17 protein-coding genes are annotated in these 16,034 nt (G+C 67.0%); 8 read left to right on the forward strand and 9 right to left on the reverse strand.

What is annotated here, in order from left to right:
- Positions 1-60: 60 nt before the first annotated feature.
- Both dtd and pip read right to left on the reverse strand, forming a co-directional pair.
- Positions 61-498: a D-aminoacyl-tRNA deacylase gene (gene dtd / locus GSQ95_RS06525; protein WP_158890951.1), complete on the reverse strand. Its 438-nt coding sequence runs from the start codon at positions 496-498 to the stop codon at positions 61-63.
- Positions 495-1,460, reverse strand: a complete 966-nt coding sequence (pip, locus tag GSQ95_RS06530; protein WP_158890953.1) for a prolyl aminopeptidase — start codon at positions 1,458-1,460, stop codon at positions 495-497. The genes dtd and pip overlap by 4 nt, the downstream gene beginning before the upstream one ends.
- Before the next feature lie 131 nt (positions 1,461-1,591).
- Here pip and GSQ95_RS06535 point away from each other — a divergent pair, with 131 nt between their 5' ends.
- Positions 1,592-2,395 (forward strand): hypothetical protein, encoded by an 804-nt coding sequence (locus GSQ95_RS06535; RefSeq protein ID WP_158890955.1) that lies wholly within the window; start codon positions 1,592-1,594, stop codon positions 2,393-2,395.
- Positions 2,396-2,408: 13 nt separating this feature from the next.
- On the opposite strand, the gene GSQ95_RS06540 is transcribed toward GSQ95_RS06535, so the two are convergent.
- The 7 genes from GSQ95_RS06540 to GSQ95_RS06570 form a co-directional block, all read right to left on the reverse strand.
- Entirely contained in the window at positions 2,409-2,903 is a 495-nt protein-coding gene (locus GSQ95_RS06540; RefSeq protein WP_158890957.1) for a YbhB/YbcL family Raf kinase inhibitor-like protein, read from the reverse strand.
- Positions 2,904-2,920: 17 nt separating this feature from the next.
- Positions 2,921-3,484, reverse strand: coding sequence for a lipocalin family protein (locus GSQ95_RS06545; protein WP_158890959.1), 564 nt, complete (start codon positions 3,482-3,484; stop codon positions 2,921-2,923).
- Positions 3,481-3,735 carry a hypothetical protein gene (locus GSQ95_RS06550; protein ID WP_133861518.1) on the reverse strand — a complete coding sequence of 85 codons (255 nt, stop codon included), beginning with the start codon at positions 3,733-3,735 and terminating at the stop codon, positions 3,481-3,483. Before GSQ95_RS06550 ends, GSQ95_RS06545 begins: the two co-directional genes overlap by 4 nt.
- 207 nt (positions 3,736-3,942) lie before the next feature.
- On the reverse strand, positions 3,943-5,856 hold the full coding sequence (gene speA / locus GSQ95_RS06555; protein WP_158890961.1) for an arginine decarboxylase: 1,914 nt from the start codon (positions 5,854-5,856) through the stop codon (positions 3,943-3,945).
- Between the two features lie 86 nt (positions 5,857-5,942).
- Positions 5,943-6,287, reverse strand: coding sequence for a translation initiation factor Sui1 (locus GSQ95_RS06560; RefSeq protein WP_158890963.1), 345 nt, complete (start codon positions 6,285-6,287; stop codon positions 5,943-5,945).
- A gap of 143 nt (positions 6,288-6,430) precedes the next feature.
- Entirely contained in the window at positions 6,431-6,982 is a 552-nt protein-coding gene (locus tag GSQ95_RS06565) for an NUDIX hydrolase (RefSeq protein ID WP_158890965.1), read from the reverse strand.
- A complete protein-coding gene (locus GSQ95_RS06570) occupies positions 6,982-7,998 on the reverse strand; it encodes a DUF2333 family protein (protein ID WP_158890967.1) in 1,017 nt (338 codons plus the stop codon). The genes GSQ95_RS06565 and GSQ95_RS06570 overlap by 1 nt, the downstream gene beginning before the upstream one ends.
- A 268-nt stretch (positions 7,999-8,266) precedes the next feature.
- Between GSQ95_RS06570 and GSQ95_RS06575 the strand changes: the two genes are divergently transcribed.
- The 7 genes from GSQ95_RS06575 to GSQ95_RS26265 all read left to right on the forward strand — a co-directional run.
- Positions 8,267-9,880, forward strand: coding sequence for a PleD family two-component system response regulator (locus GSQ95_RS06575; RefSeq protein ID WP_158890969.1), 1,614 nt, complete (start codon positions 8,267-8,269; stop codon positions 9,878-9,880).
- 56 nt (positions 9,881-9,936) lie between these two features.
- Positions 9,937-11,700, forward strand: coding sequence for a protein-disulfide reductase DsbD (dsbD, locus tag GSQ95_RS06580; protein WP_158890971.1), 1,764 nt, complete (start codon positions 9,937-9,939; stop codon positions 11,698-11,700).
- Between the two features lie 116 nt (positions 11,701-11,816).
- Positions 11,817-12,263 (forward strand): type II 3-dehydroquinate dehydratase, encoded by a 447-nt coding sequence (aroQ, locus tag GSQ95_RS06585; RefSeq protein WP_017641056.1) that lies wholly within the window; start codon positions 11,817-11,819, stop codon positions 12,261-12,263.
- Positions 12,264-12,316: 53 nt separating this feature from the next.
- Positions 12,317-12,778: an acetyl-CoA carboxylase biotin carboxyl carrier protein gene (accB, locus tag GSQ95_RS06590; protein WP_158890973.1), complete on the forward strand. Its 462-nt coding sequence runs from the start codon at positions 12,317-12,319 to the stop codon at positions 12,776-12,778.
- 16 nt (positions 12,779-12,794) lie between these two features.
- Positions 12,795-14,141 (forward strand): acetyl-CoA carboxylase biotin carboxylase subunit, encoded by a 1,347-nt coding sequence (accC, locus tag GSQ95_RS06595; RefSeq protein WP_158890976.1) that lies wholly within the window; start codon positions 12,795-12,797, stop codon positions 14,139-14,141.
- Between the two features lie 239 nt (positions 14,142-14,380).
- Positions 14,381-15,256 carry a 50S ribosomal protein L11 methyltransferase gene (prmA, locus tag GSQ95_RS06600; RefSeq protein WP_158890978.1) on the forward strand — a complete coding sequence of 292 codons (876 nt, stop codon included), beginning with the start codon at positions 14,381-14,383 and terminating at the stop codon, positions 15,254-15,256.
- Between the two features lie 109 nt (positions 15,257-15,365).
- The coding region (locus tag GSQ95_RS26265; protein WP_218580193.1) for an MJ0042-type zinc finger domain-containing protein at positions 15,366-16,034 on the forward strand (669 nt) is incomplete at its 3' end.

A 16,034-nucleotide genomic window follows, 5' to 3' on the forward strand; every position in this document is an offset into this window, starting at 1 on the left:
GTTCAAACTCGAACTGCGCAATCATAGACACTTGGCAGGGCGCTGTAAGGGGCGCCCTCACTAAATCGACAATAAAAATGTCACCGGTCCGTCGTTGACCAGGGAAACCTGCATGTCGGCACCGAAACGACCGGTCTGGACCTCGGGCTGGAGGTCACGGGCGAGGCCCACCAGGTGACCGAACAGCCGTTCGCCCTGGGCCGGAGGCGCGGCGGTGGAAAAGCTCGGCCGCCGCCCGCTGCGGGTATCGGCAGCGAGGGTGAACTGGGAAACCAGCAGCAGACCGCCGCCGACATCCTGCAGGGACAGATTCATGCGCTGTTCGCCGTCGGCGAATACCCGGTACTCCAGCAGCCGCTTGAGCATGCGGCCACAGGCCGCTTCGTCATCCGCGGGTTCGATGCCAACGAAGACCAGCAGCCCCGGGCCTATGGCGCCGACCGTCTCTCCCTCCACCTCGACGCTGGCGCGGATGACCCTTTGCAGCAGCGCCTTCACTCGGCCTCCTGGGGCAGATCGAGCAGTTCGCGGGCGATCTGGTCGGTCGCCCGCACCAAGGCATCGCAGATACCGGGCTCGCTGGCCGCATGACCGGCGTCGCGGATGATCTGCAATTCGCTGCCCGGCCAGGCGTGGTGCAGGGCCCAGGCATTGTCCAGGGGGCAGACCATGTCGTAGCGGCCGTGCACGATCACCGCCGGGACATGGGCAATCCTGGGCATATCGCGCAACAGCTGGTCGGGTTCGAGAAAGGCAGCGTTGATGAAGTAATGGCACTCGATACGGGCGATGGCCAGAGCATGCTCGCTGAATTTCTCCAGCACGTCGGGATTGGGCCTCAGGGTTACCGTACGACCTTCCCAGCAGGACCAGGCGCGGGCGGCGGACATCTGCGCCAGTTCGTCCGGGCCGGTCAGGCGGCGATAGTAGGCCTGAATGAGATTGGCGCGCTCTTCCTCGGCGATGGGATGCAGATAGTCCTGCCAGAAATCGGGAAAGAGCCGACTCGCGCCTTCCTGGTAGAACCAGTGCAGATCCACCGGGCGGCAGAGAAAGATGCCGCGCAGGACCATGGCCTTGACCCGCTCGGGATGACGCTGGGCATAGGCCAGGGCCAGAGTGGAGCCCCAGGAGCCGCCGAACAGCACCCATTGCTCGATGCCCAAGTGCTCGCGCAGGCGCTCGATGTCCTCCACCAGGTGCCAGGTGGTGTTGTTCTCCAGGCTGGCATAGGGGGTGGAGCGACCGCAGCCGCGCTGATCGAAGGTGACGATGCGATAGAGATTGGGATCGAAGAAGCGCCGGCTCAGGCGATCGCATCCGGAGCCAGGTCCGCCATGGATGAACAGCACCGGCAGACCATCCGGCGAGCCACTTTCATCGGCATAGAGCACATGGGGGGCTTCGACGGCCAGCTCGTGGCGGGCGTAAGGCTTGATTTCCGGGTACAGATTCAGCATGTCGCGCTCCGCGGGGCAGGGTCGGCCCCTTCATCATAGACCTGCACCTTACCGGGTTTCCACGCTGCCTGGGCTTGCCTCGCGTCCAGCGGCGCCCGCACCATCGACAGCCCGTCACCAAGGAGATCGCCATGCCCCATGCCAAGCTGCAATTGCTGCTGATCGATCCGCAAAACGATTTCTGCGACCTGCCGGGGGCGGCCCTGCCGGTGCCCGGCGCGGTAGCCGGGCTGCAGCGTGTCGCCGCCCTGATCGAACGCCTGGGTGCCCGACTCACCGCGGTCCGGGTGACCCTGGACTCCCATCAGCCGCTGCACATCGCCCACCCGCACGGCTGGCAGGATGCCCGGGGCCGGCCGCCGGCGCCCTTTACCCAGATCAGCGCGGACGACGTGGCCAGCGGTCGCTGGCAGACCCGCGATCCGGCCGAGCGCGCCCGTGCGCTGGCCTATGTGCAGGCCCTGGAGGCCGGGGGTCGCTATCGCCTGGTGATCTGGCCGGAGCACTGCCTGGTGGGTGGCTGGGGCCATGGCGTCCAGCAGGATGTGCACCAGGCGCTCAATGGCTGGGGACGGCAGCAGGGACGCCTGGTGGAATTCATCGCCAAGGGCGGCAATCCCCACACCGAACATTATTCGGCGCTGCGTGCCGAGGTCCTGGATCCAGCGGACCCGGGCACTGCACTGGACGCCGGACTGATCGCCCGGTTGCAGTCCGCCGACACCCTGCTGGTGGCGGGCGAGGCGCTGTCACACTGCGTGGCCAGTACCCTGCGCGATCTGCTGGAATACTGGCCGCTGGATCGGCGCCAGGACCTGGTGCTGCTCACCGACTGCAGTCATTCGGTACCGGGCTTCGAAGCCCAGGGCGAGACGTTCCTGGCCGAGATGCGTGCGGCAGGCATCCGCCTGGCGACCACGACGGACGAGCTCTAGCCCACCCGCTGCCTCACTTGATCTCGTAGAGACCGGTGTAGGTCGCCGAAGCCAGCTGGTTGAGATGGATCATGAAGCGGCCGACCGCATTGGTGGCGTCCGCCGGCACCGGCAGCTGATCGACCTTGAGCGCATGCAGCTGAAAGATGTAGCGGTGCGGCTTGTCGCCCTTGGGCGGCGCCGCGCCACCAAAGCCACGGGTGCCGTAGTCGTTGATCAGTTGCAGTGCACCTGCGGGCAGGCCCGAACCATCGGCGCGACCGGCGTCTTCCGCCAGACCCTGAGTGCCGACCGGGATGTTGACCACCACCCAGTGCCAGAAACCGCTACCGGTAGGGGCATCGGGATCGTAAACGGTCAGCGCGAGGCTCTTGGTATCGGCGGGTAGATCGGCCCACTGCAAGGCGGGCGAGATGTTCTCGCCGTGGGCGCCGAAATCGGCCACGTCGAATTCGTGGCGCTTGGGCATGAAGGCGTTATCGGAAAAGGCGTCGGTCCAGAGTTTCACGGGGATGCTCCTGAGGCCTAGGGCATGTGGGCGTCGGTCTCGCGCCAGACCAGACGATTGAGGTTGTAGCCTTTCTCGCGGGCGATACGCAGCAGCTTCTCGCTCTGCGCCGCGGAAATCTCGGGCTTGCGCGCCAGCAACCAGAGGTATTTGCGATCCGGGCTGCCGACCAGGGCGGTCTTGTAGTCGTCATCGACATAGAGGATCCAGTAGGGTCCCTTGGCCACATTGGGCAGCACGCCACTGAACCAGGTGTCGAAACGCACTTCCAGGCGATCGGTCACGCCCGGCTTGATCGGGGTGGCGGTACCCGTGGCTTCCTGGACCTTGCCGTCCAGGGTGCGGCAGCGATTGAACACGGCTACCGAGCCATCGGCCATGACGTGATAGTTGGCGTCGGACTGGGCGCACTTGCGCTGGAAGAACATCGGCAGCCGCGCCACCTCGTACCATTGGCCCTGGTAACGCTGCAGATCGACATTGCCCGCGGTGAGCGGCGGGACCTCGCGCGGACCACTGGCGCAGGCCGCGAGCAGTCCGGCGGCGCCCGCCAGCAGTAGAATCTTGGTAGAGGTTTTCATCGCAGACCCTGCCCGGCGAACATCGCCACCTTGTCGTTGAGATACTGCACGCTGATGAAGGAGCCGCGATCGCCCCAGGTACAGGTGGTGACGCCCAGGGCGCCCGCGCATTCCGTGGGTGCACCCAGGACCTGTTCCACCTCGGCCTTGGTCTGGCCGGCCTTGAGCCGGGAATAGTTTTCCTGATTGACCTTGCCGCAGCCGGCCAGCAGCAGACCGCCCACCAACAACAGCGCCATGCGCCCCTTCATAACTGCCTCCTCTCGTCCTGACGGCAAGGCTATAGAGCCCGCCCCGCCGCCAGGGTTCGCTTCGTCAGAAGCTGTTCACGATTTCGCGAGCTAGAGCCAAGCAAGACGAAAATGCCTAAGAAAGCGGAATTTACAAATAGTAAATGAGCATTTCGAAGGCGTTTTCAACGCCGCTTGGCCGACGCGCAGCAGATCGTGAGCGGCTTCTTAGCTGGCGAGATAGGAGGAGCGGGTCAACCCCAGGCGCATGGCGTCGAGGAACTGGGTGCGTTCGCGCGCGGTGAGGCGCGCGCTGGCGACCTTGTCGCGGTAGTAGGTCATCAGTTCCTCGGGCGAGAGGTGCACGTACCTGAGCATGTCCTCGATGGTGTCGTGGGTCTCGATGCCGCCGTGGCGCACGCTGCCGTCGGCGTCCTGGTAGACGTTCACCGAGTCGGTGTCGCCGAACAGGTTGTGCATGTCGCCGAGGATCTCCTGATAGGCGCCCACCAGGAACACTGCCAGCAGATAGTCCTCGCCTTCGCGCACCTCGTGCACCGGCAGGCTGGTCTCGATGCTCTGCTCGTCGACGTACTGCTTGATCTTGCCGTCCGAGTCGCAGGTCAGGTCCTGCAGCACGGCACGGCGCACCGGCTCCTCGTCCAGGCGGGTCAGGGGCACGATGGGCAGGATCTGGTCGATGGCCCAGGTGTCGGGCAGGCTCTGGAACACCGAGAAGTTGCAGATGTACTTGTCGGCCAGCTTGTCGTTGAGTTCGTCGAGCACCTGGCGATGGGAGCGCTGGCGTGCCTTGAGCTGGTTGTAGAGGCGGCGGCAGATGGCGAAGTAGCACTGCTCGGCCAGCGCCTTGTCGCTCAGGCTCAGGGTGCCGGAGGCGTACTGGGCGGCGGCTTCGCTGACGTACTGGGTGGCGCGCCAGTAGGTCTCGGTGACCATCTCCGGATCGGTGTCGCCGAGCAGCTCGGCCAGCCACTGCACCACCTCGGCCTTGCCTTCGAAGCGCTCGCTGGCCGGCACGCTGTCGTTGTGGCGCTCGACGTCGGTGACCTGCATCACCAGCATGGCATGGTGCGCGGTCATGGCGCGGCCACTTTCCGAGAAGATATTGGGATGCGGCAATTCCTGCTGGTCGCAGAATTCCTTGAGCATGCCAACCACGGTACCGGCGTAGTCGTCCATGTCGTAGTTGATCGAGCTGGCATTGCGCGAATGGGTGCCGTCGTAGTCCACGCCCAGACCGCCACCGACGTCGATGTGATCCAGCGGCAGGCCCAGGGCGCGCAGCTCGGCATAGTAGCGGATGGCTTCGCGGAAGCCCTGGCGATAGTCGGCCAGGTTGGCGATCTGCGAACCCATGTGGAAGTGCAGCAGGCGCACGCCCTGCTCCAGGCCGGCGGCGCGGAAGCGCTCGATCACCGACAGCAACTGGGCAGCGGAGAGACCGAACTTGGACTTCTCGCCACCGGTATCGGCCCATTTGCTCGACGCCAGGGACGACAGCCGCACGCGCAGGCCGATCTGGGGGGTGACCTTGAGCTCGGCCGCCTCCTCGATCACCAGCGGGACCTCGGATTCCTTCTCGATGACGATGAAGACGCTGTGGCCCAGCTTCTGGCCCATCAGCGCCAGGCGAATGAATTCGCGGTCCTTGTAGCCGTTGCAGACGATGGTGCCGCCCTTGGGCGCCAGCGCCAGCACCGCCATCAGCTCCGGCTTGGAACCGGCTTCCAGCCCGATGGAGACGTCGCGGGTGGCGATGATGTTTTCCACCACCGCTTCTTGCTGGTTGACCTTGATCGGATAGAGGGCGGTGTAGCGGCCCTGGTAGTCGAGACGCTCGATGTTGCGATCAAAGGCGCCGGTCAGGTGGCGCACCTGGCCCTGGAGAATGTCGGGGAAACGCACCAGCAGCGGCAGCGACAGCCCCGCTTCGCGCAGCTGGCCGACCAGCACATGGAGGTCGATCGGCTGGCCGTCCGGGCCGTGGGGGCGGACTTCGACGTTGCCGGCATCGCTGATGGCGAAGTAGCCGGCACCCCAGTGGCGAATACCATAGACGCTGCGGCTGTCCGCCACGGTCCACTGGCTGCCGTCATCTTTGCGCGTGCGTCGTGGGGACATTCGCGGGAATCTCCTGTAGGGAATCTTGCTTTGGATGGACCGCCGCCAGGGGCGGTAAGTTGTACGCGGGAGCTAGAAGGCCTGGCCTAGCCGCCCGACCGCCTGGTCTTGAAGCCGCGTTTTTCGAGTTCGCCGAGCAGCAGGTCGACATGGTCGCCCTGGATCTCGATGACGCCATCCTTGAGCGCCCCGCCGGTCCCGCAGCGCCGCTTGAGCGCGCTGGCCAGGTCCTTGAGGGCTTCCTCGTCCAGGGGGACGCCGCTGACCGTGGTCACTGTCTTGCCGCCACGGCCCTTGGTCTCGCGCCGGACCCGGGCGATGCCGTCGCCGGTCGGGGCCGCTGCCTGGGGGTCTTCCGGGCGAATGCGGCCGACGTCGGTGGAGTACACCAGCCGGCTGAGATCCGCCAGCGACGAGGTTTTCTTGCTCAAGGGACGGTCCTCCCAGTCTGGTTCAGACGCCGGGCGCCTGGAGGAAACCTTGGATGCAGCGCCGGCCGGCACGGGCCGCGCTGGTCCGGGGCCGCGCAATGTAGCAGCATCGCCCGCGGATGCTAAGGCGCGAATGCGAGAAATTAAGGCAGGGATGCGACATCCGCCCGGCTGATGGCCAGGCGCAGGGCCGCCAGCGAATCCGGGCAATAGGGCCGCTGACGAGCCTCGGCGAGAATCGCCGCCGGAGCCAGGAAGCGTGCCTCCAGCACCTCTTCCGGCTGCAGCCGCAGCGGGCCGTTCCAGTGGGCGCTGAAAACGCCGCCCCAGAGGCGATTGCCCGGCTCCTCGAAATAGAAGGTGCCGTGCTCGCGCAGGGGTACGCCGCTGACCCCCAGTTCCTCGGCCAGCTCGCGGGCCGCCGATTGCGCATAGCTCTCGCCCGGCGCCACCATGCCGCCGGCGGCCACGTCCCAGTAGCCCGGGTAGAGCGCCTTGCTCAGGGTGCGCCGGTGCACGCAGAGTTCGCCGCGGTCATTGAACAGCAGGATGAAGGTACAGCGACCGATCAGGCCGCGGGCACGCAATTCCGCCCGTGGCACCTCACCCTGGATGCGGTCGTCGCGATCGACCCAGACCACCAGCTCCCGGTCGGAGGCGGCGCGATGCGCCGCTTCGCGAGCATCCGGCGTCATCAGCCCTGTTCCAGCAACTGGCGCAGGTCGATGATGGCGGCGTTGGCGCGGGAGATGTAGTTGGCGATCACCAGCGAATGGTTGGCCAGGATGCCGAAGCCACTGCCGTTGAGGATCATCGGACTCCAGACCGGCTGCTGCGCCGCTTCCAGTTCGCGGATGATCTCGCGCACGTTGACCGTGGCGTTCTTCTTGGCCAGGGTGTCGGCGAAGTCCACCTCAATGGCGCGCAGGATGTGTGACAGCGCCCAGGCCTGACCACGGGCCTCGTAGAAGACGTTGTCGATCTGCAGCCAGGGCGTCTCGACGCGCTGCTCGTGCACTTCCGGCACCTGGCCGGCGGGGATGTCCTGATTCGGCCGTACCTCGGCGTCCAGGCGCACCCGGCCGACGCTGGCGGACAGCCGCTGAGACAGCGAACCCAGGCGGGTCTCCACATCACCCAGCCAGTTGCGCAGGTTGTCCGAGCGTGAATAGAAGTAGGCGGTGGGCTGGCCCTGGGTATTCTGGCCACCCAGGCGCGCCAGGTAGCGATCCAGGGAAGCGATGCCGGCGCGGTATTCCGACTCCGACGAGGGCATGGCCCAGCTGTGGTTGTCGAAGTTGAAGCGCGGCTCGGCCTGGGCCAGGTCGACGTCCTCGGTGGACTGCGACTGGGAACGGGCGAAGTCCTTGCGCAGGGCGCGCGCCAGATCGCGGGTCTGCACCAGCACGCCGTATTCCCAGGACGGCATGTCGTCGAGCCACAGGCCCGGCGGGAAGATGTCGTTGGAGAGATAGCCGCCCGGCTTGTCCAGCAGGGTGCCGGCCACCTGCTTGAGGGTCTCAACCGTGGTGTAGCCGAGCACCAGCTTGCGACCACTGGCCGCGGCCGCCTCCTGGGCATGCTGCTGCACCGGGAAGAAATCCGGTTCGCGACTCCAGTACCAGCCTATCGCCAGGGTGACCAGCAGGTAGAGCGCGATCAGCACTGCCACCAGCCGGAGCCATCCCGACCTCAAGTTCCACTCCCGCATGGGCAATTCCTTGCAATGATTTCAAAGATGTTGGCGCTTGGACCCCAGCCGGCGACGCCGGTTGCGCCGCCATCGACGGCGGTGCGGGCACGACGCACCTGGACAGCCGCTTTCGAGACTAGGGTAACAGGCGACGGACGCTACTCCAGAAGCGACCGACAGTGTCCATGCGAGCGGCATAGCCGCCGCTAACCAGGGTACCGCCCCTCCCCTGCCAGCCAGCAATTGGTAGCATAGGGCCACCACCTCAAGAATGACGGAACAATTCGTGAGCGAACCAGATGATCCGAGCCGGGACCGCCTCAAGCTGCACTTCGCGCAACGGGTCATCCACCAGTCGCGCCAGGTGCTGGAGATCTGGCAACGGCTGCAACGAGACGAGTGGACGGCCGGCAGCCTGGTCGAGCTGACCGACGCCAACGCGCGCCTGCTGCAATATGCCAAGCGCTTCGAGCAGCAGGGTCACGCCGAGCTCGCCGAGGCCATCGGTGCCTCCCTGGCCCAGGTCACCGCCAATCGCGGTCGCCTCAACAGCCAGGCCATCACCGAACTCAGCCAGGCCATGCAGAGCCTGTCGCGCACCGGGCTGCGCCAGGGCGACCAGCTGGAGACCACCAGCCTGCCGCCGCTGCGCAAGCCGATCTACATCGCCCTGCTCGACAGCGAGCGCGCCGAGCGGCTGGCGCAGCAGATGGAATACTTCGGCGTCACCATCCAGATCATCCCTGGCGCCGACGACTTCCGCGCGATGATGGACAGCCGTCACCCGGCGGTCATCGTCATGGACGTGGACTTCGGCGGCGCGGGCGCCGGCATCCAGCTGGCGCTGGAAGCCCAGAGCGGTCTGGAGCGCAAGCTGCCGGTACTGTTCTACAGCCACCAGGAAGCCGACACCCCCTTCCGCCTGGCCGCGGTGCGCGCCGGCGGCCAGGAGTTCTATACCGGCACCCTGGATTCGGCGCGGCTGCTGGAAAAGATCGAGATCCTCACCCGCACCGTCTACTACGATCCGATCCGTGCCCTGGTGGTGGACGACTCCCGCGCCCAGGCCATGGCCACGGAAATGGCGCTCAACAGTGCCGGGATCGTCACCCGCACCCTGATGCAGCCCGGCGCGGTGATGGCGCACCTGGCCGAATTCGTGCCCGACCTGATCATCCTCGACATGTACATGCCCGAGTGCACCGGCACCGAGCTGGCCAAGGTCATCCGCCAGCACGAACGCTATGTCAGCGTGCCCATCATCTATCTGTCGGCCGAGGACGACCTCGACAAGCAGCTGGACGCCATGAGCGAGGGCGGCGACGACTTCCTCACCAAGCCGATCAAGCCACGCCACCTGATCGCCACGGTGCGCACCCGCGCCGCCCGGGCCCGCAGCCTGCAGGCGCGCATCGTCCAGGACAGCCTCACCGGCCTGTACAACCACACCCACACCCTGCAGCTGCTGGAAGATGCCTGCTTCCGCGCGCGGCGTAGCCAGCGGCCGATCACCTTCGCCATGCTGGACATCGACCACTTCAAGCAGGTCAACGACCACTACGGCCACCCCATGGGCGATCGGGTGATCAAGAGCCTGGCGCTGTTCCTCAAGCAACGCCTGCGCAAGTCCGACCATATCGGCCGCTATGGCGGCGAGGAGTTCGCCATCGTGCTGCCCGATACCGACCTGGCCACCGCCACTCGCCTGATCGACGAGATCCGCCAGCGCTTCGCCGAGATCCACTATCCGGCGCCGCCCAAGGAACTCAGCTGCACCTTCAGCGCCGGCGTAGCGCAACTGCAGCCCGGACAGGAGATGCCCACGCTGGCCAAGCAGGCGGACGAAGCCCTCTATGCCGCCAAGCATGCAGGACGCAATTGCGTGCGCCAGTACGTCTAGCCAGACCAACCGGATGCCTCTGCTATGATCGGCGGCTGCCGATCGCCGAGAAGCCCATGCGTGTCCTGCTGTTCCTGCTCACCCTGCTGCTGACCCTGCCCGCCGCCGCCGGCCTGTTCGATGCGCCGCGCCCGACGGCCGCATTGGGCCTGGACGGTCAGCGTCCCAGTCAGCAATTCCTGCCGGTGGACCAGGCCTTTCGCCTGGAGCAGCGTCGCGACGCCGAAGGCCGTCCCCAGGTGCGCTTCATCATCGCCGAGGGCTATTACCTCTATCGGCAGCGCTTCGCCTTCGACGCCGACCCCGGCCTGCTGAACGCGCCGGTGGCCCTGCCACCTGGCGAGCCCAAGCACGACGAATGGTTCGGCGACGTCCAGGTCTATCATGCCGGCGTCGACATCCCCCTGCCCCTCGCGCTCGACCGCGGCGGCCAAATCAAGGTGACCTACCAGGGCTGCGCCGATCGCGGCCTCTGCTATCCGCCGGAAACCCGCACCCTGGAAATCGCCGGCCCCACGGCCGCCTCCGCGGCGAGCCCGGCGGTCACCGCCCCCGCCCCTGACCAGGTGGGGTGGAACAGAATCCTGCTGGCCTTCCTCGCCGGCCTGGGACTGACCTTCACCCCCTGCGTCCTGCCGATGCTGCCCATCGTCTCGGCGGTGGTCCTGGCCGGCAAGGCGCGCCCGGGCCGTGGCCTGCTGCTGGCGCTGGCCTACGTGGTGCCCATGGCGCTGAGCTTCGCCGCCCTGGGCGCGCTCATGGGCGTCTTTGGCGCCAGTCTCAACCTGCAGGCGCAATTGCAGTCGGCCTGGGTACTGATTCCCTTCGCCGCGCTGTTCGCGCTGTTCGCCCTGGCCATGTTCGGCCTCTTCGAACTGCGCCTGCCGGCGGCCCTGCGCGAGCGCCTGGAACAGCTCGCCAGCGGCACCCGCGGCGGCTCCCTGGGCGGTGCGGCCACCCTCGGCGTGCTCTCCAGCCTGATCGTCTCGCCCTGCGTCTCGGCGCCCCTGGCGGGCCTCCTGCTCTATATCAGCAGCACCGCCGACTGGCTCGGCGGCGGCCTGGCGCTGTTCGCCCTGGGCCTGGGCATGGGCGCCCCGCTGATCCTCATCGCCGCCGGCGGCGGCGCCCTGCTGCCACGCAGCGGCGCCTGGCTGGTGGGCATGCGCAATGCATTCGGCGTACTGCTGCTGGCGGTAGCCCTGTGGCTGCTTGAACGCCTCCTGCCGGGCCCCCTGGCGCTGGCGGCCTGGGGCCTGCTGGCCGCCGGGGCCGGGCTGTTCCTTGGCGCCCTGGAATTCGTCCCCAAGCCGCCCCGCCAGCGCCTGTCGCAACTGGCGGGCCTGGCCCTGGTGGTCTATGGCGCGGCCGCCGGCATCGGCGCCCTGCGCGGCGCCAGCGATCCCCTGCGGCCGCTGGGCGACGCCGCGGCACCCGCCGTGGCTGCCCGCGCGGAGGTCATGCGCAGCCTGAACGATCCCACCGCCCTGGCGAGCAGCCTCGGCAGCGGGCGACCCCTGCTGGTGGACGTCTATGCCGACTGGTGCATCAGCTGCAAGCTGATCGAGCGCGAGGTCTTCGGCAATCCCGAGATCCGGGCACAATTGCGCGACTTCACGCTGATCCGTTTCGATATGACGCAAAGCACCCGGGAACAGCGCCAGTGGCTGGAGCAGCACGGCCTGTTCGGCCCGCCGGCGATCCTGTTCTACGATGCCAGCGGCCGGGAGCAGGCCAAGGCGCGCATCGTCGGCGAAATCGATGCCGCGGGCTTTCTCGGCCGACTCGACGAAGCAAAAAGGCTTATCACCAGCGATTAAAAGAATTTCGCCCAACGTGCGGGCATTTCCGGCAAACGTCTAGCGACTGGACAGTCACCTCCGGTTGCGGCATAGTCCGCGGCCAATCTGGTTGCGAAATCGCGAGGCAAGTGGCTATGGCGCATCTGCTGGTACTGCACGGGCCCAACCTGAATCTGCTGGGTACCCGTGAGCCGGGCGTCTACGGTGCCACCACCCTGGCCCAGATCAACGCCGACCTCGAAGCCCGCGCCACCGCAGCGGGGCATCGCCTGCAGTCGCTGCAGAGCAACGCCGAACACCTGCTGATCGAACGCATCCACGCCGCGCGCGACGAAGGGGTGGATTTCATCCTGATCAATCCGGCTGCCTTCACCCATACCAGTGTCGCTCTACGTGACGCCTTGCTCGCGGTGAGCATCCCATTCATCGAAGTGCACCTGTCGAACGTGCACAAGCGCGAAGCCTTCCGCCACCACTCCTATTTTTCCGATGTGGCGGTCGGTGTCATCTGCGGGCTCGGCGCCAGTGGCTATCGCTTGGCGCTGGAAGCCGCCTGCGAACAGCTCGCCGCCCGCGGCTGAGCGCGACCCAATATCCAGAACATCACCTGAACCCGAGGGGAGAGCCAACGCCAATGGACATCCGTAAAGTCAAGAAACTGATCGAGTTGCTGGAAGAGTCCGGTATCGACGAGCTGGAAATCCGCGAAGGCGAAGAGTCCGTCCGCATCAGCCGCAACACCGGCCGCAACCAGGGCATGCAGACCGTCTACGCCGCCGCTCCCGCGCCGGTCGCCGCGCCTGCTCCGGCCGCCCCGGCCGCTGCTGTGCCGGCTAGCGAAGCCGCCGCTCCGCAACTGACCGGTAACGTGGCTCGCTCGCCCATGGTCGGCACCTTCTACCGCGCGTCCTCGCCCACCACTCCGGCCTTTGTCGAAGTCGGCCAGCAGGTGAAGAAAGGCGACATCCTGTGCATCGTCGAAGCCATGAAGATGATGAACCACATCGAAGCCGAAGCCAGCGGCACCATCGGCCAGGTGCTGGTCGAGAACGGTCAGCCCGTCGAATTCGACCAGCCGCTGTTCACCATTGTCTAAGCCCGTGGAGCCCACGATGCTGGAAAAAGTCCTGATCGCCAACCGCGGGGAAATCGCCCTGCGCGTGGTGCGTGCCTGCAAGGAGCTGGGCATCAAGACGGTGGCGGTTCATTCCACCGCCGACCGCGAACTGATGCATCTGTCCCTCGCCGACGAATCGGTGTGCATCGGCCCGGCCCCCTCGCCCCTGTCCTACCTGAACATTCCGGCCATCATCAGTGCCGCGGAAGTCACCGGCGCCACCGCCATCCACCCCGGCTACGGCTTTCTCGCCGAGAACGCTGACTTCGCCGAACAGGTGGAGCAGTCCGGATTCGCCTTCGTCGGCCCCACCGCCGACGTGATTCGCCTGATGGGCGACAAGGTGTCCGCCAAGAACGCCATGAAGCAGGCCGGCGTGCCCACCGTACCGGGTTCCGACGGCGCCCTGCCGGATGACGAGGCCGAGTGCCTGCGCATCGGCCGCGAAGTCGGCTATCCGGTGATCATCAAGGCCGCCGGTGGCGGTGGTGGTCGCGGCATGCGCGTGGTCGAGGACGAGGCCGAGCTGATCAAGTCGATCAAGCTGACCCAGACCGAAGCCGGCGCCGCCTTTGGCAACTCCATGGTCTACATGGAGAAGTTCCTCGGCAATCCGCGTCACGTGGAAGTCCAGGTGCTCTCCGATGGCCAGGGCAACGCCGTGCACCTCTACGACCGCGACTGCTCGCTGCAGCGCCGGCACCAGAAGGTCATCGAGGAGGCGCCTGCGCCCCAGATCGACGAGAAGGCCCGCGAAGAGGTCCTGGCGCGCTGCGTCAAGGCCTGCGTCGACATCGGCTACCGGGGCGCCGGCACCTTCGAGTTCCTCTACGAAGACGGCCGCTTCTACTTCATCGAGATGAACACCCGCGTGCAGGTGGAGCATCCGGTGACCGAGATGATCACCGGGGTCGACATCGTCAAGGAGATGCTCAGCATCGCCGCTGGCAATCCGCTGTCGATCAAGCAGGAAGACATCAAGATCACCGGTCACGCCATCGAGTGCCGGATCAACGCCGAAGACCCCAAGACCTTCATGCCCTCCCCGGGTCTGGTCAAGCACTACCATGCACCGGGCGGCAACGGCGTGCGGGTGGATTCGCACCTGTACAGCGGCTACAAGGTTCCGCCGAACTACGATTCGCTGATCGCCAAGCTGATCACCTGGGGCAAGACCCGCGAAGAGGCCATGGCCCGGATGCGCAACGCCCTGGACGAGCTGATCGTCGACGGCATCAAGACCAACGCCGATCTGCATCGGATGCTGACCCGCGACCAGGCCTTCGGCCAGGGCGCGGTGAACATCCACTATCTGGAGAAGAAGCTCGGCATGCGCCACTAAGGACGTGACGACTGCGCGTCGGCCAGGCGGCGTTGGAAAGCGCCTGGATCGCCAGCCCGGCCTGGGCGGCCCCGTCGGAATGCTCATTTACCCTGGGTAGAATGGGCTTCCCTCGCGATTTCCGCCTTGCCTGACCTGGCTCGCTCGTACCGCCGGCTTCTTACCTAGTAAACGGGCTGCCCTCGGGCAGCCCGTTTTCATTTACCCTCCCCGCTTTGACCCGATTCAGGTAGCCCACCATGTCCTGGCTGCAAGTCCGCCTCGCCCTCACGCCCGCCCAGGCGGAAACCTACGAAGACCTCATGCTCGAACTGGGCGCCGTCTCGGTGACCTTCATGGACGCCGAGGACCAGCCGATCTTCGAACCGGATCTCGGCACCACCCCGCTGTGGTCCCAGACCCACCTGCTGGCGCTGTTCGAAGGCGATACCGACGCCGCCGCCCTGGAACAGCGCGTGCAGCTGCTGGCCAACGGCCTGACCTACGAGGTGGAGCGTCTGGAAGACCAGGAGTGGGAACGCAGCTGGATGGACAACTTCCAGCCCATGCGCTTCGGCCAGCGGCTGTGGATCGTCCCCAGCTGGCACGAGGCCCCGGAACCCGAAGCTGTCAATCTGCTGCTGGATCCGGGCCTGGCCTTTGGCACCGGCACCCATCCCACCACCTCGCTGTGCCTGCAGTGGCTGGACGGCGAACCGGTCGCCGGCCGGCAGGTGCTGGATTTCGGCTGCGGCTCGGGCATCCTCGCCATCGCCGCCCTACTGCTGGGCGCCGAGCGCGCCGTGGGCACCGACATCGACGTTCAGGCCCTCGAAGCCTCGCGCGAGAACGCCAACCGCAACGGCATCGATCCGGCCCGCTTTCCGCTGTACCTGCCCGCCGATCTGCCAGGCGAGCAGGCCGACGTGGTGGTGGCCAACATCCTCGCCGGTCCGCTGGTCGGCCTGGCCGAGCAGATCACCCGCCTGACCCGCATCGGCGGTCGCCTGGCCCTCTCCGGCATCCTCGCCGAGCAGGCCGAGGACGTCCGCGCCGCCTACGCCGGCTGCTTCGACCTGGAACCCACCGCCACCCTCGACGGCTGGGTGCGCATCAGCGGGACCCGCCGCCGCTGATGCGCAGCGGCGCCACCGGTCCGCTCACCCGGCGGCCCGGTGGAGGCCCTTCTTTCGCCAGGGCCTTCGGGTACACTAGCGCGCTTCACTCCCTGGCTGTCGCCTCGCCATGACCGAATCCCTCGTCGCCCAGTGTCCGCATTGCCATACCCGCTTCCGTGTCACCCAGGAACACCTAGCCGCCGCGGATGGCGACGTACGCTGTGGCGTCTGCCTGGAAGTGTTCAACGCCAGCAACCAGGCCGCGCCCCTGACGGCCCCTGAGCCCGCGCCGGCACCACCCGTGACCGCGCCGGCGCCCACGCCCAGCGAAGCGGCCTGGCCCCATGACGAACTGGACCTGAGCCACCTGGAGCTGGACGCCGAGGTCGCCCGCCTGGGCGCCCTGGAAGAACAGCGCCGCGCGCCGGTCGCTCCCATGGCGCTGCCCGCCGTGGCCGCACCGTCCGCCGTGACCACGCCGCAGGAAGAGCCGGCACCGGCCCTGGGGCTGGCTGCCCGTCGTCCCCAGGACGACGAAGAGGCCTACGAGCTGCCGTCGCTGGGCGCCGTCTCCGCCGAGCGCGAACCCGCGCCGGAGTCGCTGCGACTGCGGGCGGCGCCCGAGGCGGAGCCTGAGTCCGAGCCCCTGTCCCTTACCGCCGCCGAGCCGGAACCGCGACTCGAACCCGAACCCGAACCCGAACCCGAGCCCGAGCCGGCCTTGGCACCGGTGCCCGAGCCCGAGCCCGCCATCACCCCCTCGCCTGCCGTCGCGCCGGTGGCCCCGCTCGCGGCC

This window comes from Pseudomonas sp. BAV 4579, assembly GCF_009765395.1.
Classification (GTDB): domain Bacteria; phylum Pseudomonadota; class Gammaproteobacteria; order Pseudomonadales; family Pseudomonadaceae; genus Chryseomonas; species Chryseomonas aestiva.